This is a genomic window from Pseudomaricurvus albidus, assembly GCF_018863235.1.
GTDB lineage: Bacteria > Pseudomonadota > Gammaproteobacteria > Pseudomonadales > Cellvibrionaceae > Pseudomaricurvus > Pseudomaricurvus albidus.
Genome location: NZ_JAHKRS010000002.1, coordinates 327,843 through 341,369, shown reverse-complemented (window position 1 = coordinate 341,369; position 13,527 = coordinate 327,843). Strand labels below are relative to the sequence as shown.

Sequence of the window (13,527 nt, the reverse complement as noted above, 5' to 3'; positions counted from 1 at the left end):
ATTTCCCGGAAGTATTGAAGTTATTAAAGTTGTTGAGGTTATTGATTGTCGATAACCTGAAGTTCATCTTCTTCAACCGATCCGTAAGCCTCTTTGATACGGATCACCAGCGCCAGCCCCAAAGCGGTTGTGGCGACCCCCACTACAATGGCGGTCAAAATCAGTACATGTGGCAATGGATTGGAATACACCTCAATCGAGTCAGACAAAATCGGGGCACTGCCTCCCTGAACCTTGCCGACACTGATATAAAACACAAAGACCGATGTCTGGAATATATTGAGGCCAATGATTTTTTTAACCAGATTGCCCCTCGCCACAATGATGAATAACCCGACCATCATCAGTATCACGACAATCCAGTAATTGAACAGGTCCAGAATCATTATCCATCCCTCGCTTCATGATCTGGCAAGTGGGGAATGCGGCCCACAAAGGCAAAAAAGAGCAGCATAACCACACAGGCCACGGTGACGCCCACTCCCAACTCAATAACCAGAATGCCCAAATGCTGAGCGGCGATGTGGTCGGGCAAAAGCGCGTTGTAATCCAGAAAATTCTTACCTGCCAATAGACAAACCACCCCGACTGCGCCATACAGTAAAAGTCCACAGGCAGCCAGAAAACGCAACCACGATACGCTGACTACCTGCATGGCTGCATCCAGTCCAAACAACATGACATAGACGATGACCGCAGAGGCGAAGATCACCCCGGCCTGGAAGCCACCTCCGGGACCGTACTCCCCATGAAACTGCACATAAAGCGCAAACAACATGATGGGAGGAATCAAAATTTTTCCGACTACCCGGGGGATAACCTGATCTTCCATGGTTGAGCGAGAAGTATTGGGCAGGTTCCGCAGGTGTACCGGCGTATCACTGAACAACAGTGCCATGACGCCGATGCCCGCGGTAAAAATCACCGCCACTTCGCCCAACGTATCAAATGCCCGGTAACTGGCCAGAACCGAAGTGACTACGTTGGGGATACCAATTTCAGCCGCCGACTCCTGTAAATAATGAGGCGCAACATGACCGTGAGCGGGAGCATCTGCAGAGCCAAAAGCCGGCAGATCCTGCTCGCCCAACAGCAGTAACACGCCGACCACGGCAACGATGATTAACGCCGCATAGGGATGATTATGGGATGTTGCTTCCTTAGCGCCGACCATTCTCAATGTCACCAACATCAACAGCGGTGAGATCCCGGCTCCCACGGCCGCCTCAGTAAACGCCACATCAACTGCATCCATGGCCACAAAGAAACTGGCCGAAACCAAACCGTAAATACTAGCCAGCATGACCGCGGAAAATAAATGTCGCGTCCAGGCGATAGCCACTGCCGTCACCATCAACATGGCCAGCAGGGTAATATCAATTATCCAGTCGATGGCTCACCCCCAACCGCATCACAATCCTTGGGCAATAGGCCACTGTTATAAGCGGCCTTCGCCAACGCATGACTGGACACCGGGCCGGTAAACATCAAAAAGATCATTACAAACAATAATTTCGCCAGCACCAGGGACCAACCCGCCAACAACATCAAGCCGGCTAACGTACACAGCACAGCCAGCGTATCGGTAACACCTGCAGCGTGCATGCGCGTGTACAAATCCGGAAAGCGCAATATGCCAATTCCGCCGGTCAGCAGCAGAAAGCCCCCCAGAACCAACAAAACATCACTCGTCCAAATCAACAGAGATTCCATTTCCTCTCCATGCGCCTAATTTATTCGGATGAATCCTTCACCATTGTTTTTTTATCGGAATGAAAAAAGCGTAAAACCCCCATCACACTGATAAAGTTGATCAGTGCATAGACAATGGCGATATCGAGAAACTCGGGACGGCCATACAAAAAACCAATAACCGCAAGCAACAAAACGGTTTTTGTACCAAAAACGTTGACCGCCAGAATTCGGTCATACACGGTTGGCCCCCACAGGGCCCGTATCAGCGCCATAGCCATGACCACAAGAATGGCAATTGATGCAGCAGTCAGAACCATCATTCCACCCGGGTTACCCGTCGATCCATTTCACCGGATCGTAATTGATCGACACTTTCACTCAGCAACGCATGAATCAGCAGATGTTCGCCTTGCACATCAATCGTGACCGTACCGGGTGTCAGTGTGATGGAATTGGCGTAGATTACCCGGCCAATATCCGTTTTTTGAGAAGAAGGCAGATACGCCACACAGGGATTAATGCTTTTATTACCAGCCCAGATACATTTAATTAACGTCAGGTTGGATAACACAATTTGCCACAACAGCCAGGCATAGTAGGGAAATATACCAAGGGTAAAATGCGTAGGTTGTGATTCGTGATCAACCACATCCATGCGATGCACCAGCCATGTGACCAGTAATACGGATACGAAACCCAGCCCCAGAATCAACGGAGTGTAAAAACCCGAGTTTAATAACCAGAGCGCAGACAGGGTAACGACGACACTCAATGAGTGCCGCGCGGAGCGAATCGTAGAGGCCTGCATATCAGCCCTCACATGGATAGTGCTGCCTGAGCACAGATTCCATTACCGCTGCTGCTGTTCCCGCTTCCTCACCGGTGGCCACAATCTTTTCAGCCATTGCACTGAAAGGTTCATCGGCAGGAATACAGTAAATATGTCCTTTGGCATTAACTTGCGTTGCATTTCCCAAACGGGTGCGCAAGGCACGCTGGAAAAAATCAGACGATGTCTGTTGCTCGGGTTGTTCACCAATAACGGCCTGCTCGGCACCAGCAACGTATCCCTGAATATAAGCAACACACTGAACGCCATCGCCGCCCTCCAGCAGTCTCTGGCAGGCATGGGTGAGGTCACTGGCAACCAGCGTCCCCAGCGCATTGGAAACATTCGCAGCCAGCATCAGCCCCAGAGCTGACATCAGTGGCAGTCTGTAAACCATACATCGCCCCCTTTCTTATCGTTATCTCCGTATCGTCGAAATTAAGCTTAGTCTATAAAGTTGCTATACGCCGACCAAGCTAAACAGAAACGAGCCAATGTGAGCAACAATTAACCGCAGGAAGCACTATTTCGGGGTGTACTATTCAAAGAGCTGTATGTTTTCAAACCGCCACAGTACCAGCACGATCAAGGCATCGCACTGTGAATCAGTTCCAGTGAATGGCGTCGCTTATCGGCATAAAACATGTCCGACACCACCATGATTTCATCCGCCTGAGTCCGTTCGAGCAATTGTTCTATGCCAGCTTTCACCGTTGAAGGGCTGCCCACCACACTGCACTCGAGCATTTGTGACGCCTGGGCTCTTTCCATCGGGCTCCAGTAATCATCGATGTTGTCGATGGGCGGCAACATCAAATTGCGCTGCCCCCGGACCAGATTGGCAAATGACATTTGTTGCGATGTCGCCAGCCAGCGAGCCTCTTCGTCAGTATCTGCGGCAATGATATTTGCACCGATCAACACATAGGGCTCTGATAACTGTGCTGAGGGCTTAAACAGCTCACGATAAACACGCAGAGCCTCATCCAATGCTTGTGGCGCGAAGTGGGAGGCAAAACCGTAGGGCAAACCCAGCTCGGCAGCCAACTGTGCGCCGAACAGGCTCGAACCGAGAATCCACAAGGGTACGTTGGTGTTGGACCCGGGCACCGCTTCGATTTTCTGGCCCGGCTCCAACGGCCCAAGATAATGCTGCAACTCCAGCACATCCTGAGGGAAATGGTCGGCACTGGCGGGGTTGCGACGCAGGGCACGCAAGGTCATCGGATCGGTTCCCGGAGCCCGCCCCAAACCTAATTCGATTCGCCCCGGAAACAGCGTTTCCAAAGTGCCGAACTGTTCGGCAATAACATAGGGCGCGTGATTCGGGAGCATTACCCCTCCCGCACCAACCCGAATCGTACTGGTTGCTGCGGCAATATGCTGAATCACCAGAGACGTCGCCGCAGTGGTCACTGCCGCCATATTGTGGTGTTCCGCCACCCAGAAGCGTTCATAGCCTAACTTTTCGGCGTGTACAGCCAGATCCCGGGCTTCGTTCAGCGCCGTACGGCGATCTGAACCCTCTTTCACTCGTCCCAGTTCTAGTATCGATAATTTCGTCATAGTTCTTCTTGAATCATTCAAAAGCATGAGAGTAAAGAATGCATCCTATCCTACGCAAGTAGGTATCTGATTTTAAATCACTGCGAATTGTGATTTGAAACCCGAGGATGCATAGTCAGACGCCATTAAAGCCAGTAATATCCCTCCTCATTCAGTGACGCCACTAGCAGCAGGTGTGCACCAGGAAGCTGTCGATACAAGGATTGTTACCATGACCAATACACCCTCATACCATTCGTATATTTATTTTGCGCCCAATACCCGCGGTGCATCAGGCCGTGCAGTGTATATTGATCCGGCATTACTTCTGCCGTTTCGGGAGTATGTCGATCCCTCCCAGGCATCGGGTAAATTGATTGCACAAAAGATCGGGGACGAGCTACGTTCTACCGCCGGCGATTTAACCTCCGCCTCCTGCGTCGGCGAAGCCGATCGCTACTACAAGGATTTCAGTCAACCTAACGGTCACGGTGTGCGAGTCTATTATCGGATATTTCAGAGTGGCAGTGAGCAGAACCACCGCGGGGCCGGTGTTTATATCGAACAGATCAGTCCTATTAATCGAAGAGGGGATGGCGACCGGCCGGGATTACATAAAGTTAAACACTCACAAGCGAGTGGCGGATGGGAATCAACATCCAAATCAGACACTGTACTGGATGAAAACCGGTTTATGATCGGCGCCCTGCAGCAACAGCATACCTACTCTCTTGGTAAAACCATCAAACACATCCAATCATCTTTGGGTAACGATAAAAGTCCCTATAACCTTTATTACTGCCCAGAGTTTATTTTGGATCAAGCAGCGGTTTGGGAATCACCTGAAAGCCGTATTCACCATAGTGCCAGTGCCGATGAGCTGGCGGACATTTTAATCCGTTCTGAGGATGCCTGGCAGAGCGGCAACCATGGAAAATACCGTACAGAAGCCTTTGGCCAGGGCGCCAAAACTTTACTGCAAGCCCTTGAAATTGTAGCCCGTCAGGGCAAAACACTGCCTAACCACACATTCAGCGTACGCTCTCCTCATGTCAGTCTGGCACAACTGCGGCAGCTGATCGAGCGCTGTCAGGGGCAACTGGCCGATCAGTGGATTACCATCATCCCTCAAACCGCATCCCATATGCATCAGGAAATGGACGCAGCCAATATTATCGCCATACAAGGCAGTACAGCATCGAGCCAGGCGGCACTGCGCGTGCAGCAACGTCGGGAAGAACTGCTGCAAGCACCGAACACCACCTTCTTTGATGTGTTTAAGGTATCGGCCTGATGACTATGCTATTGCAGTGGATGAATTTTGCCTTACAGCATGATTACGGTTTTGACCTAGGCGGTGTACGAGTTAATTTAAAAGGGCCAGCCCCGGATGACCCTATCAACAACTTTATCATTGATGCCCCAAGCTTCAATAAAGCTGTTGCCGTCAGCCAGGATGATATACATGGCCCAATTAATTTATTCGATGTTTCCTGGCCTTGTGAAATCCAAACCCCTGAAAGCATTGAGATCCAAGGCTCAGTCCTGACAACTTTCAAATTATTTCACTCTCTTGAATTTGGTTTTTCGACTCAGGGGAAAATTTATACAGAAAACGACTTGCAGCTCGCGATTTTAAATCTGGGCAAACTGTGCTTTGAGGATGAAGACACAGCGATTGCCTGCTATCCAAAATCAGCGAGTGATATTGAAGTACACTCGATTAAAAACCGGACATGGCATGAAGCAGTCACAGGCTATTTGGGCGGGACACTTCATCACGATCTTTACACACGCTTGAATGAAGATCTAACGCTGGCCATCTACATAAACCTCACTACCTTCTGGGGCAACCAGAAACTCCCCGACCCGGAACATAAACGACAGGTCTTTGCCTCCATTCTGGACTTTTTGAGTCATATTCAAATTCGGCAGCCGGGCGAATACGACCCGACCAACCCTCCTCCGCTGGGCTTGCACTCCCCCATTCGACATGAAGTGGCTGTGGAGACGCTCGATGACGATGACGTAGACTGGTAGAACATCCCAGTCTCGTCTGTTATTCGCTCTTGGCCTTCCGCAGCAATCGGTTTATATTGCCCTGACACCTTATGCATCAGGAATATTCCATGCCAGGCACAGAGCGACAACTCACACTGCGCTTTTTAGCAGAACCCAACGACGTCAACTTTGGCGGCAAAGTGCATGGCGGTGCTGCCATGAAATGGATCGATCTGGCGGCTTACGGCTGTGCGGCGGCCTGGAGCGGTAAATACTGCATCACCGCTTATGTCGGCGGCATGCGATTTGTGCGTCCCATCCTGGTCGGTAATATGGTGGAAGTGGAAGCCAAAGTGATCTACACCGGCCGGACATCCATGCATCTTGGCATTCAGGTTCGGGCCGGCGATCCGACCAGTGACCAAAAACATCTGACTACGCATTGCGTAGCCATTATGGTCGCCGTTGACGATGAAGGTAATCCCGTACCCGTACCGGAATGGAAACCCACCGATGAGAAAGACATTATAATGCGCGACTCTGCCATTCGCCTGATGCAGATGCGCGAGAAAATCGGTAATGAGATGAGTGCACACCTTTCGTAACAGCACTTGCGCTGTTACAGACTTACTGCAAGCGAATTACATTCCCCCCCCCCCTCAAACAGCCTCTTATTTTCACCGAAGGCTTATACCGCTTAAGTGAAAGCAGACACAGACATAACAGTTGGAACCTCCGCTGTACTTCCTGTGGTAATCCGGCCTTCTCCCACCGAAAAGAGGCCAACCATCGGGGCTACCTCTTTTCATTTCTTTCTGTTAATCTTTGTTAAGCAATTAAGATCTAAGGGAATTGCTGCATATAACCAACATAAAACTTAAGGAAGGAGTTTGTTATGTCTGAAGCCAACGTTTCGGATAAAAAAATCTTGCCAGCATTTTTGTTGTGCTTTTTTCTGGGGATCCTGGGCGTGCACCGCTTCTATGTGGGCAAAATCGGAACGGGTGTACTCCAGATTCTGACACTGGGCGGCCTGGGGATATGGGCCTTTATTGACCTGATTATTATTGTCGTTGGCTCTTTCAAGGACAAAGAAGGCAACACCTTAACCACTTGGTAAGCTGAACTTACTGATCAGTGCTGCCCTCGCGAGGGCAGACCACCCTTTCCTACTTACTGCTATTACTCGGGTGATTCATGGACGATAACCACACCACTATCACGGAAAACTTTAAATTCAGCGGTTCTGCCGGTGAATTCTTTGGCATTCGCTTTGTTAACGGACTTCTGAACATGGTAACCCTAGGCATCTATTCGCCCTGGGCCAAGGTTCGGGAACTCCAGTATCTGTACGGCAATACCGAGCTTGCCGGCGGAGATTTCCAGTTCACTGCCGACCCCAAACGCATGCTGATCAGCCGCCTGATCGCCATGGCGTTGTTTGTCACCTATGTATTGGTGGAAAGTTTTCCCACCACGGAAGCCCTGATTGCTTACTTTGTAATGATGGCAGCCTTTCTGATCTTCTCACCGATCATCACGGTATTTATGATGTCATTCCGACTGCGGCACTCCCGCTGGCGCGGCATCAACTTTCGTTTCAACAACGATTTCAAGGGTGCCTATCGGGTTTATCTGGCGCCAATGTCCCTGATACTGTTGTCACTGGCTTGCCTGGCAATTCCCTTTAACAGTGAGGTTGTGGAAGACAGCCTGGGAATGACGGCTCACGAGCAATTTTACGAAGAAGTCCAAGCTGAGAAGTTACAGGAAGCAGAGAGTACATCGGCGGAGGAAGAACAGTTTTATGACTACAGTAACGATCCTTCTCTTCCGAACGATGACCTGGATACGTTTAACGGTGATGAAGAATCCACCTATATCAACCCCCATTTCTTTTGGCCATCAGGCATATTATTCCTGATGTTTTTCGTGTTGATTCCCTACTTTGACTTTATCAACATGCGCTTTCTCGTAAGAAATACTCACTTCGGTTCCGCCGCTGGTCGCTACAAAGCGCAATTGAAAGAATTTTATCGGATCTACGGCATCCTGCTGATCGCCACTGCCCTGCTGTGCCTGTTGTGGATCGGAGCAATACGATCAGATATCAGTAACAGCATTGCGATAATCGCATCCGTCATCTTTTTCCCATTTGCGTCTGCCTTCATGAAAAGCAAGCGCTACAATCTGATTTTTGGTCGAACTACGTTTAAAGACGACCAGTTTAGGCTTAAGGCTGACGTCCCGTTTGGGAGGGCTTTTTTTGTTCTCAGTACCAATACCGTCTGTGTTATTTTGTCGCTAGGCATGCTGAAGGCCTGGGCAGACATCAGAACCATACGCCTGATTCTGGGGCATACTGCCGTTGAGACGGAATCGTCTTTTGATGAGTTTCTGGCCAGCCAACAACAAGAGAGTTCAGCAATTGGCGAAGAGATCGCTGACGTATTTGATATTGATGTCGCTTTCTAAGATTACCCAAGGAACCTACCATTAATACCATTCAAGGAACCTACTACGACGGCAGCAGCTCCAGCCGCCAGAGCGGAGTCATTTCTGTTGATGACTCCGGGGTTGTCACCATTGACGGAGTCAGCTGCCCGGAATATCAGTTTGATCAACTGACATTCAGCTCGCGTATCGGCAACGCATCAAGAACCATCTATTTCCCGGACAACTGTTTTTTTGAGTCCCGAAACAATGACGCGATTGATGCACTGATTCGGAAGTTTTCACCAACCAAGAAGTCCAGTGTTCTGCACAGACTGGAATCGAAACTGCGCTATATCGTCCTGTCAGCCGTCATTGTCTGTATCGCAGTTGTGGCATTGGTACAGTATGGCATTCCGTCAATCAGCAAACACATTGCTTACTCACTCTCGCCTGAAGTCTCTGCTCAACTGGCGGACACCTCCCTTGATCAACTGGATGAATTTTATTTTTCCCGTACAGAGCTGCCCACCGAGAGACGTACAGAAATCAACCAACTGTTTTTATCCAGCTTGCCAGACACTGACTTAACCCGCCATGACTACCAGCTTCACTTTCGCAAAGGTGACGCAATAGGCCCCAATGCTTTCGCCCTTCCTAATGGCAGCATTATCATTACGGATGAACTTATTGATCTCGCCAAAGATGATCTGGAGATTCTGTCCATTCTCTATCATGAAATCGGTCACGTTCACTACCGACACTCACTGCGTCAAATCATTCAGAGTGCCGGCATTCTGGGAGTTTCTGTGTGGCTGACCGGCAATATAGATTCGCTCTTCGACTGGACCGCCGCAGTACCGGCATTTTTTATGCAGCGAAAATATTCCCGGGACATGGAAGCAGAGGCGGACGACTACTCGTTGAATAAAATGCTGGAACACGGGCTCGATCCCATGCACTTCGTTAACATCATGACACGGATGCAAGCCTACAACCCTATAGCAGAGCCCAACCCGCAGGATGAACACGAAGAGTCTGCTACAAAAGAAGAAACCGCCAGTACAGAAACCAGTTCACACGGAGCACCGGACAGTCACGGCGACACCAAAACCAGTCGTTTTTTGAATCTTCTCAGTTCACATCCGAATACCGAAGAGAGAATGGCCAAATTCCGTCAGGCTGCTGCCAAGGAAGCTCAGCCGCATACCAATTAGCTTACTGCCACAAAACCGGATCCAGCTGATAGTACAAACGAAACTGCTGATAAAGTTCCGGGTGTTTCTTTTTGAGCTGAGCCGGCTTTTCGAAAAATGTCTCCGTCACTACCGCAAAAAACTCAGCGGCGGAGGTCGCACCATAGGCATCAATTACATCATCGTGATGATGACACAATCGCTCATATTCCTTTGAGAGAACTTCGGCCCAACTCTTGTATTGAGAGCGATCAGCAAGTACTGGCAAACCATCCATACGATGATTTTGCTCATCCAGCTTGTGGGCAAACTCATGCATCACTACATTGTGGCCATCTCGCTCATCCTGTGCACCTCTCACTACCTGATCCCAGGCAACGATGACCGGCCCACGATGCCACGACTCACCTGCCCGGGCACTGACGGTATTGGTATGTAACACACCTTCCTGATGAGTCTCGCTGGCCACATAAGTTTCGGGATAGACCAGGATGGTTTCAAATCCGGGAAAGTAGTCGTCGCCGGTATTCAAAATCAAAATACAAGCCTGCGCGGCAATCAGTACCTTGACTTCATCGGTGATTTCAAAACCGGCACAGCCGACGAAGACCTTCTCATCAACAAATACTTTGATATGACCTTCCAGCTTAAGCTGTAAATCGACAGGCAGTTTTTGATAGAGAGGGAAATCGGCAATTAGCCATTGACGCCAGGCCTCTGGAAAAGACTCGGCTATCAGGTTTTCGCGCCGCTGTTGTGTTCGCTTATCCAGAAAGTAACGCAACAGGCGATACAATCCATACCCAACCACGGGAAACAGCAACACAAGATAAATCATCATAGGGTATTTTCTGGTCTTTGCCGAGACTTCATACTGACAACCAGAATACAGATACGGCGATCAGTCCATAAACCTGCCAAGCTGGATTCGGAAGCGTTCATTCTCCTGCTCAAGCAGTTCTTTTTGCTGCATCAAGTCTATCACCAACGATACGGCGATCCAGTCAATTTCGAGATCCTGATGCAGGCGAACGGCTTTTTTTATCCAGTGGGCCGATGTGCCATCAAACACCCATTCGTCAATCGCTTCACCGGCCAACGGCTCGGCAATACCGTGCTCAACAACCTCTGCCACCACATGCTCTTCGATATGCTCTAATTGGCATAGGTCACTGACAGACAACTCAGTTACGGTAACGGTAAGGGCTCTCTGTGTCATGATGCATTACTCCACTCAGATCTGGGATCAAACGCAGCGGATTCAGACAGTTTTTCCCACAACGCCTGAGTCTCTTTATTGCCCCCCGGGGGCATAACCACTTTTATTACCGCCAACAGATCCCCAGCTTCGCCAGACCCCTTGCGTTTCAGGCCTTTTCCCTTAATACGCAGCTTATTACCCGCCTGGCTATTGGGTTTAATCGTTAATTTAATATCGCCCTCTAATGTTGGCACTGTGACCTTGGCACCCAAAGCCGCCTCCCAGGGAGCGACCGGCAAAGTCACCACCAGATTACGCCCCTGCACATCAAACAGAGGGTGCGGAACCAGACGAATGTGTAAATACAAATCGCCAGGAATGCCGCCGCCCATTGCTGGCTCTCCCTGCCCCTTGACGCGGATGCGCTCTCCTTCGGTGACACCTTGCGGGATGGTTACTCGAAGATGTTTTTTGACGGGTTTGACCTGGCGACCGTCAAATTCAGACAACTGATACTCCACGGTTTTCTGCTTATCGTTGAGAGTCTCTTCGAGAAACACAGGCATTTCTATTTCCACATCCCGACCCCGGCTCTGTTGCTGCCGCGTCTGACCGCGAAAATCGAATTCATGACTGCCGCCACCAAACATGGAATTGAAGAATTCGGAAAAATCGCTGCCAAACTGAGCCTCTCCCTGCCGCCGCGAACCGTGCGCCTGCTGCCATCCGGGCGGAGGCTCAAACCCATTACCGGCGAAATGACCATAGCGGCGCAGCTCATCAAATTCTGCCCTTTTGGCCTCATCCTTCAGAACTTCATACGCTTCGGCAACTTCCTTAAACTTGTCCTCCGCTCCTTCTTCCGAGTTCATGTCCGGGTGGTATTTACGAGCCAGTTTGCGATACGCGGACTTAATGGTCTTGTTATCCGCATTTTCGTCAACGCCTAAAATTTTGTAATAATCTTTAAATTCCATGCTTTCTCCCAGAACCCGCGAAAACACTCACTACAGCAGCGATCAATCACCCCGCTGAATCAAGTACAACCCTCCCAATAACAAGGCAATGCCGGCCATACGGGTGTAGGTGACCTTGAATACAGGATTGCCAAATCCGCCAATATGGTCCAGCAAAACCGACATCAGCAACTGTCCGACAATGGCCGCCGCCAGCATATTGGTGACGCCAATCCTGGGCATCAGCAGCAACATTCCACTGACGAATATCGCGCCAAGGAAACCACCACAATAGAAATACCAGTCCATCCCTGCCAGTTTGCGCGCATCAGGCCACTCCCGATGAAAAATCAACAAGGCCACCAGGCAAAACATAATACCGCCGAGATAGGAGACTATGGTGGCCTGCATGGGATGATCGAGAGAACCGCCCAGCCGAGAATTGAGCGCGCCCTGTATCGGAAGCATAGCACCGGCGATGACTGCCGCCAGAAGAAACAGATAATTCATACATCCTCACGAGTCAGTGATTGTTTATAGCGAATTTCCAGGCATGACTGTCAACCTCAAAAGGTTGGGTAGATCGATGAATACAGCGACGGTCAAGCCCGGTTGCGGTAACATGGCCACCCCTGATGGCCCATACTTCGCAATACGTGTTTTCCAAGATGGACAATTTTTATCTTATCCTGATTTACCTCTCCATTGGCGCCGCTCTGAGACACACGTCTTTTTTGCCCGAAAATGCCGCCAATACGCTCAACGCTTACGCACTCTATGTCGCATTCCCGGCGGTGATCCTCAAAGCCGTGCCGGGCATATCCCTGTCAACCGAGCTGTTGATACCCGCCCTAACACCCTGGTTGCTGCTGCTCATGATGGCAGGCACCATCCTGTTGTTGAGTCGCTGGCTTAACTGGTCGAGAGAAGTTACCGGCGCCTTGCTGGTGATCGTACCACTGGGAAACACCTCCTTTCTGGGACTCCCAATGGTGGATGCATTCTTTGGCCATGAGTTTATTCCCTACGCACTGGTGTACGACCAGCTGGGTTCTTTTCTGGCACTCACGTTGTATGCGACGGTCGTGGCCGCCATCTACAGCCCATTGATGGAAACACCGGGTAGTGGCGCACTGCTGCGCAAGATACTCACTTTTCCGTCATTCATAGCCCTGATTCTGGGACTGTTTTTAGGCAGCATGGATGTGACTTTCCCATCGCTGGCGGATCGACTGATCACCAACCTCGCCGCGACGCTGGTACCGGTGGTAATGATCGCCGTGGGACTGCAACTGACATTTCGTTTCCACCGCAGCGAAATCTCCCCGCTGCTGAGCGGCCTCAGCCTTAAACTGCTGGCAATGCCACTGATTGTCTGGATAGTTTGCACAGCACTGGGACTGCACAGTGACGCCACCGACGTTACGATATTTCAGGCGGCCATGCCGTCGATGATTTCCGCCGGCGCCATCGCCAGCATGGCAGGTCTGGCTCCCCGGTTGGTCAGTGGTATTGTCGGGCTCGGCATTTTGATCAGCCTTGCCACCCTGCCGCTGGTGCATACTCTGCTTGGCTGAACTGCGCCATGAAGAAATCGTACCCATAAAAAAGCCACCGCCCTGAGGACGGTGGCTGGCGGAACACAATGGAGCCTGTCTAGCCAATCAAAAT

At 50.4% G+C, this 13,527-nt stretch carries 18 protein-coding genes and 1 pseudogene; 8 read left to right on the top strand and 11 right to left on the bottom strand.

The features are described 5' to 3' along the window. Positions 1-38: 38 nt before the first annotated feature. The 7 genes from KOI40_RS04935 to KOI40_RS04905 all read right to left on the bottom strand — a co-directional run bounded on the left by KOI40_RS04935 (position 39) and on the right by KOI40_RS04905 (position 4,090). Positions 39-386 carry a cation:proton antiporter subunit C gene (locus KOI40_RS04935; protein ID WP_216096345.1) on the bottom strand — a complete coding sequence of 116 codons (348 nt, stop codon included), beginning with the start codon at positions 384-386 and terminating at the stop codon, positions 39-41. Further along, positions 386-1,354 (bottom strand): Na(+)/H(+) antiporter subunit B, encoded by a 969-nt coding sequence (locus KOI40_RS04930; protein WP_233710013.1) that lies wholly within the window; start codon positions 1,352-1,354, stop codon positions 386-388. The genes KOI40_RS04935 and KOI40_RS04930 overlap by 1 nt, the downstream gene beginning before the upstream one ends. Positions 1,355-1,380: 26 nt before the next feature. Continuing rightward, positions 1,381-1,713, bottom strand: coding sequence for a monovalent cation/H(+) antiporter subunit G (gene mnhG / locus KOI40_RS04925; RefSeq protein WP_216096344.1), 333 nt, complete (start codon positions 1,711-1,713; stop codon positions 1,381-1,383). 20 nt (positions 1,714-1,733) lie between these two features. Continuing rightward, on the bottom strand, positions 1,734-2,015 hold the full coding sequence (locus KOI40_RS04920; protein WP_304504168.1) for an MrpF/PhaF family protein: 282 nt from the start codon (positions 2,013-2,015) through the stop codon (positions 1,734-1,736). After that, positions 2,012-2,503, bottom strand: a complete 492-nt coding sequence (locus KOI40_RS04915; RefSeq protein ID WP_216096343.1) for a Na+/H+ antiporter subunit E — start codon at positions 2,501-2,503, stop codon at positions 2,012-2,014. The genes KOI40_RS04920 and KOI40_RS04915 overlap by 4 nt, the downstream gene beginning before the upstream one ends. 1 nt (position 2,504) lies before the next feature. Further along, complete coding sequence (locus KOI40_RS04910) at positions 2,505-2,921, bottom strand: Rap1a/Tai family immunity protein (protein ID WP_216096342.1); 417 nt, start codon at positions 2,919-2,921, stop codon at positions 2,505-2,507. Between the two features lie 188 nt (positions 2,922-3,109). Beyond that, positions 3,110-4,090, bottom strand: coding sequence for an LLM class flavin-dependent oxidoreductase (locus tag KOI40_RS04905; protein ID WP_216096341.1), 981 nt, complete (start codon positions 4,088-4,090; stop codon positions 3,110-3,112). Positions 4,091-4,301: 211 nt separating this feature from the next. Here KOI40_RS04905 and KOI40_RS04900 point away from each other — a divergent pair, with 211 nt between their 5' ends. The 7 genes and pseudogenes from KOI40_RS04900 to KOI40_RS04875 all read left to right on the top strand — a co-directional run bounded on the left by KOI40_RS04900 (position 4,302) and on the right by KOI40_RS04875 (position 9,720). Beyond that, a complete protein-coding gene (locus KOI40_RS04900) occupies positions 4,302-5,363 on the top strand; it encodes a hypothetical protein (RefSeq protein ID WP_216096340.1) in 1,062 nt (353 codons plus the stop codon). Continuing rightward, the gene (locus KOI40_RS04895) at positions 5,363-6,109 is read left to right on the top strand and encodes a hypothetical protein (RefSeq protein ID WP_216096339.1); all 747 of its coding nucleotides are present in this window, start codon (positions 5,363-5,365) and stop codon (positions 6,107-6,109) included. Before KOI40_RS04900 ends, KOI40_RS04895 begins: the two co-directional genes overlap by 1 nt. An 89-nt stretch (positions 6,110-6,198) precedes the next feature. Beyond that, positions 6,199-6,675 (top strand): acyl-CoA thioesterase, encoded by a 477-nt coding sequence (locus KOI40_RS04890; RefSeq protein WP_216096338.1) that lies wholly within the window; start codon positions 6,199-6,201, stop codon positions 6,673-6,675. Positions 6,676-6,965: 290 nt separating this feature from the next. Next, positions 6,966-7,190, top strand: coding sequence for a TM2 domain-containing protein (locus KOI40_RS04885; RefSeq protein WP_216096337.1), 225 nt, complete (start codon positions 6,966-6,968; stop codon positions 7,188-7,190). Between the two features lie 77 nt (positions 7,191-7,267). Continuing rightward, entirely contained in the window at positions 7,268-8,545 is a 1,278-nt protein-coding gene (locus tag KOI40_RS04880; RefSeq protein ID WP_216096336.1) for a YjgN family protein, read from the top strand. Positions 8,546-8,565: 20 nt separating this feature from the next. Then, positions 8,566-8,787: pseudogene (locus KOI40_RS18970) on the top strand (DUF7092 domain-containing protein); the annotation flags it as partial. Between the two features lie 108 nt (positions 8,788-8,895). Further along, on the top strand, positions 8,896-9,720 hold the full coding sequence (locus tag KOI40_RS04875; RefSeq protein WP_216096335.1) for a M48 family metallopeptidase: 825 nt from the start codon (positions 8,896-8,898) through the stop codon (positions 9,718-9,720). A gap of 1 nt (position 9,721) precedes the next feature. Here KOI40_RS04875 and KOI40_RS04870 read toward each other — a convergent pair whose 3' ends face one another. From KOI40_RS04870 to KOI40_RS04855, 4 genes are read right to left on the bottom strand one after another with little or no spacing between them, the layout of a single operon-like run. Then, the gene (locus KOI40_RS04870) at positions 9,722-10,540 is read right to left on the bottom strand and encodes a M90 family metallopeptidase (RefSeq protein WP_216096334.1); all 819 of its coding nucleotides are present in this window, start codon (positions 10,538-10,540) and stop codon (positions 9,722-9,724) included. Between the two features lie 60 nt (positions 10,541-10,600). Continuing rightward, complete coding sequence (locus tag KOI40_RS04865) at positions 10,601-10,918, bottom strand: chaperone modulator CbpM (RefSeq protein WP_216096333.1); 318 nt, start codon at positions 10,916-10,918, stop codon at positions 10,601-10,603. Beyond that, positions 10,915-11,877 carry a DnaJ C-terminal domain-containing protein gene (locus tag KOI40_RS04860; RefSeq protein WP_216096332.1) on the bottom strand — a complete coding sequence of 321 codons (963 nt, stop codon included), beginning with the start codon at positions 11,875-11,877 and terminating at the stop codon, positions 10,915-10,917. Before KOI40_RS04860 ends, KOI40_RS04865 begins: the two co-directional genes overlap by 4 nt. Before the next feature lie 42 nt (positions 11,878-11,919). Beyond that, complete coding sequence (locus KOI40_RS04855) at positions 11,920-12,366, bottom strand: DMT family transporter (RefSeq protein ID WP_216096331.1); 447 nt, start codon at positions 12,364-12,366, stop codon at positions 11,920-11,922. 125 nt (positions 12,367-12,491) lie between these two features. Between KOI40_RS04855 and KOI40_RS04850 the strand changes: the two genes are divergently transcribed. Next, positions 12,492-13,433: an AEC family transporter gene (locus KOI40_RS04850; protein ID WP_233710012.1), complete on the top strand. Its 942-nt coding sequence runs from the start codon at positions 12,492-12,494 to the stop codon at positions 13,431-13,433. Positions 13,434-13,527: the final 94 nt, after the last annotated feature.

Coding starts and splice junctions, on each gene's coding strand:
- KOI40_RS04935 (WP_216096345.1), bottom strand. CDS start 386: ATGATTCTGGACCTGTTCAATTACTGGATTGTCGTGATACTGATGATG.
- KOI40_RS04930 (WP_233710013.1), bottom strand. CDS start 1,354: ATGGTGACGGCAGTGGCTATCGCCTGGACGCGACATTTATTTTCCGCG.
- mnhG (WP_216096344.1), bottom strand. CDS start 1,713: ATGGAATCTCTGTTGATTTGGACGAGTGATGTTTTGTTGGTTCTGGGG.
- KOI40_RS04920 (WP_304504168.1), bottom strand. CDS start 2,015: ATGATGGTTCTGACTGCTGCATCAATTGCCATTCTTGTGGTCATGGCT.
- KOI40_RS04915 (WP_216096343.1), bottom strand. CDS start 2,503: ATGCAGGCCTCTACGATTCGCTCCGCGCGGCACTCATTGAGTGTCGTC.
- KOI40_RS04910 (WP_216096342.1), bottom strand. CDS start 2,921: ATGGTTTACAGACTGCCACTGATGTCAGCTCTGGGGCTGATGCTGGCT.
- KOI40_RS04905 (WP_216096341.1), bottom strand. CDS start 4,090: ATGACGAAATTATCGATACTAGAACTGGGACGAGTGAAAGAGGGTTCA.
- KOI40_RS04900 (WP_216096340.1), top strand. CDS start 4,302: ATGACCAATACACCCTCATACCATTCGTATATTTATTTTGCGCCCAAT.
- KOI40_RS04895 (WP_216096339.1), top strand. CDS start 5,363: ATGACTATGCTATTGCAGTGGATGAATTTTGCCTTACAGCATGATTAC.
- KOI40_RS04890 (WP_216096338.1), top strand. CDS start 6,199: ATGCCAGGCACAGAGCGACAACTCACACTGCGCTTTTTAGCAGAACCC.
- KOI40_RS04885 (WP_216096337.1), top strand. CDS start 6,966: ATGTCTGAAGCCAACGTTTCGGATAAAAAAATCTTGCCAGCATTTTTG.
- KOI40_RS04880 (WP_216096336.1), top strand. CDS start 7,268: ATGGACGATAACCACACCACTATCACGGAAAACTTTAAATTCAGCGGT.
- KOI40_RS04870 (WP_216096334.1), bottom strand. CDS start 10,540: ATGATGATTTATCTTGTGTTGCTGTTTCCCGTGGTTGGGTATGGATTG.
- KOI40_RS04865 (WP_216096333.1), bottom strand. CDS start 10,918: ATGACACAGAGAGCCCTTACCGTTACCGTAACTGAGTTGTCTGTCAGT.
- KOI40_RS04860 (WP_216096332.1), bottom strand. CDS start 11,877: ATGGAATTTAAAGATTATTACAAAATTTTAGGCGTTGACGAAAATGCG.
- KOI40_RS04855 (WP_216096331.1), bottom strand. CDS start 12,366: ATGAATTATCTGTTTCTTCTGGCGGCAGTCATCGCCGGTGCTATGCTT.
- KOI40_RS04850 (WP_233710012.1), top strand. CDS start 12,492: ATGGCCCATACTTCGCAATACGTGTTTTCCAAGATGGACAATTTTTAT.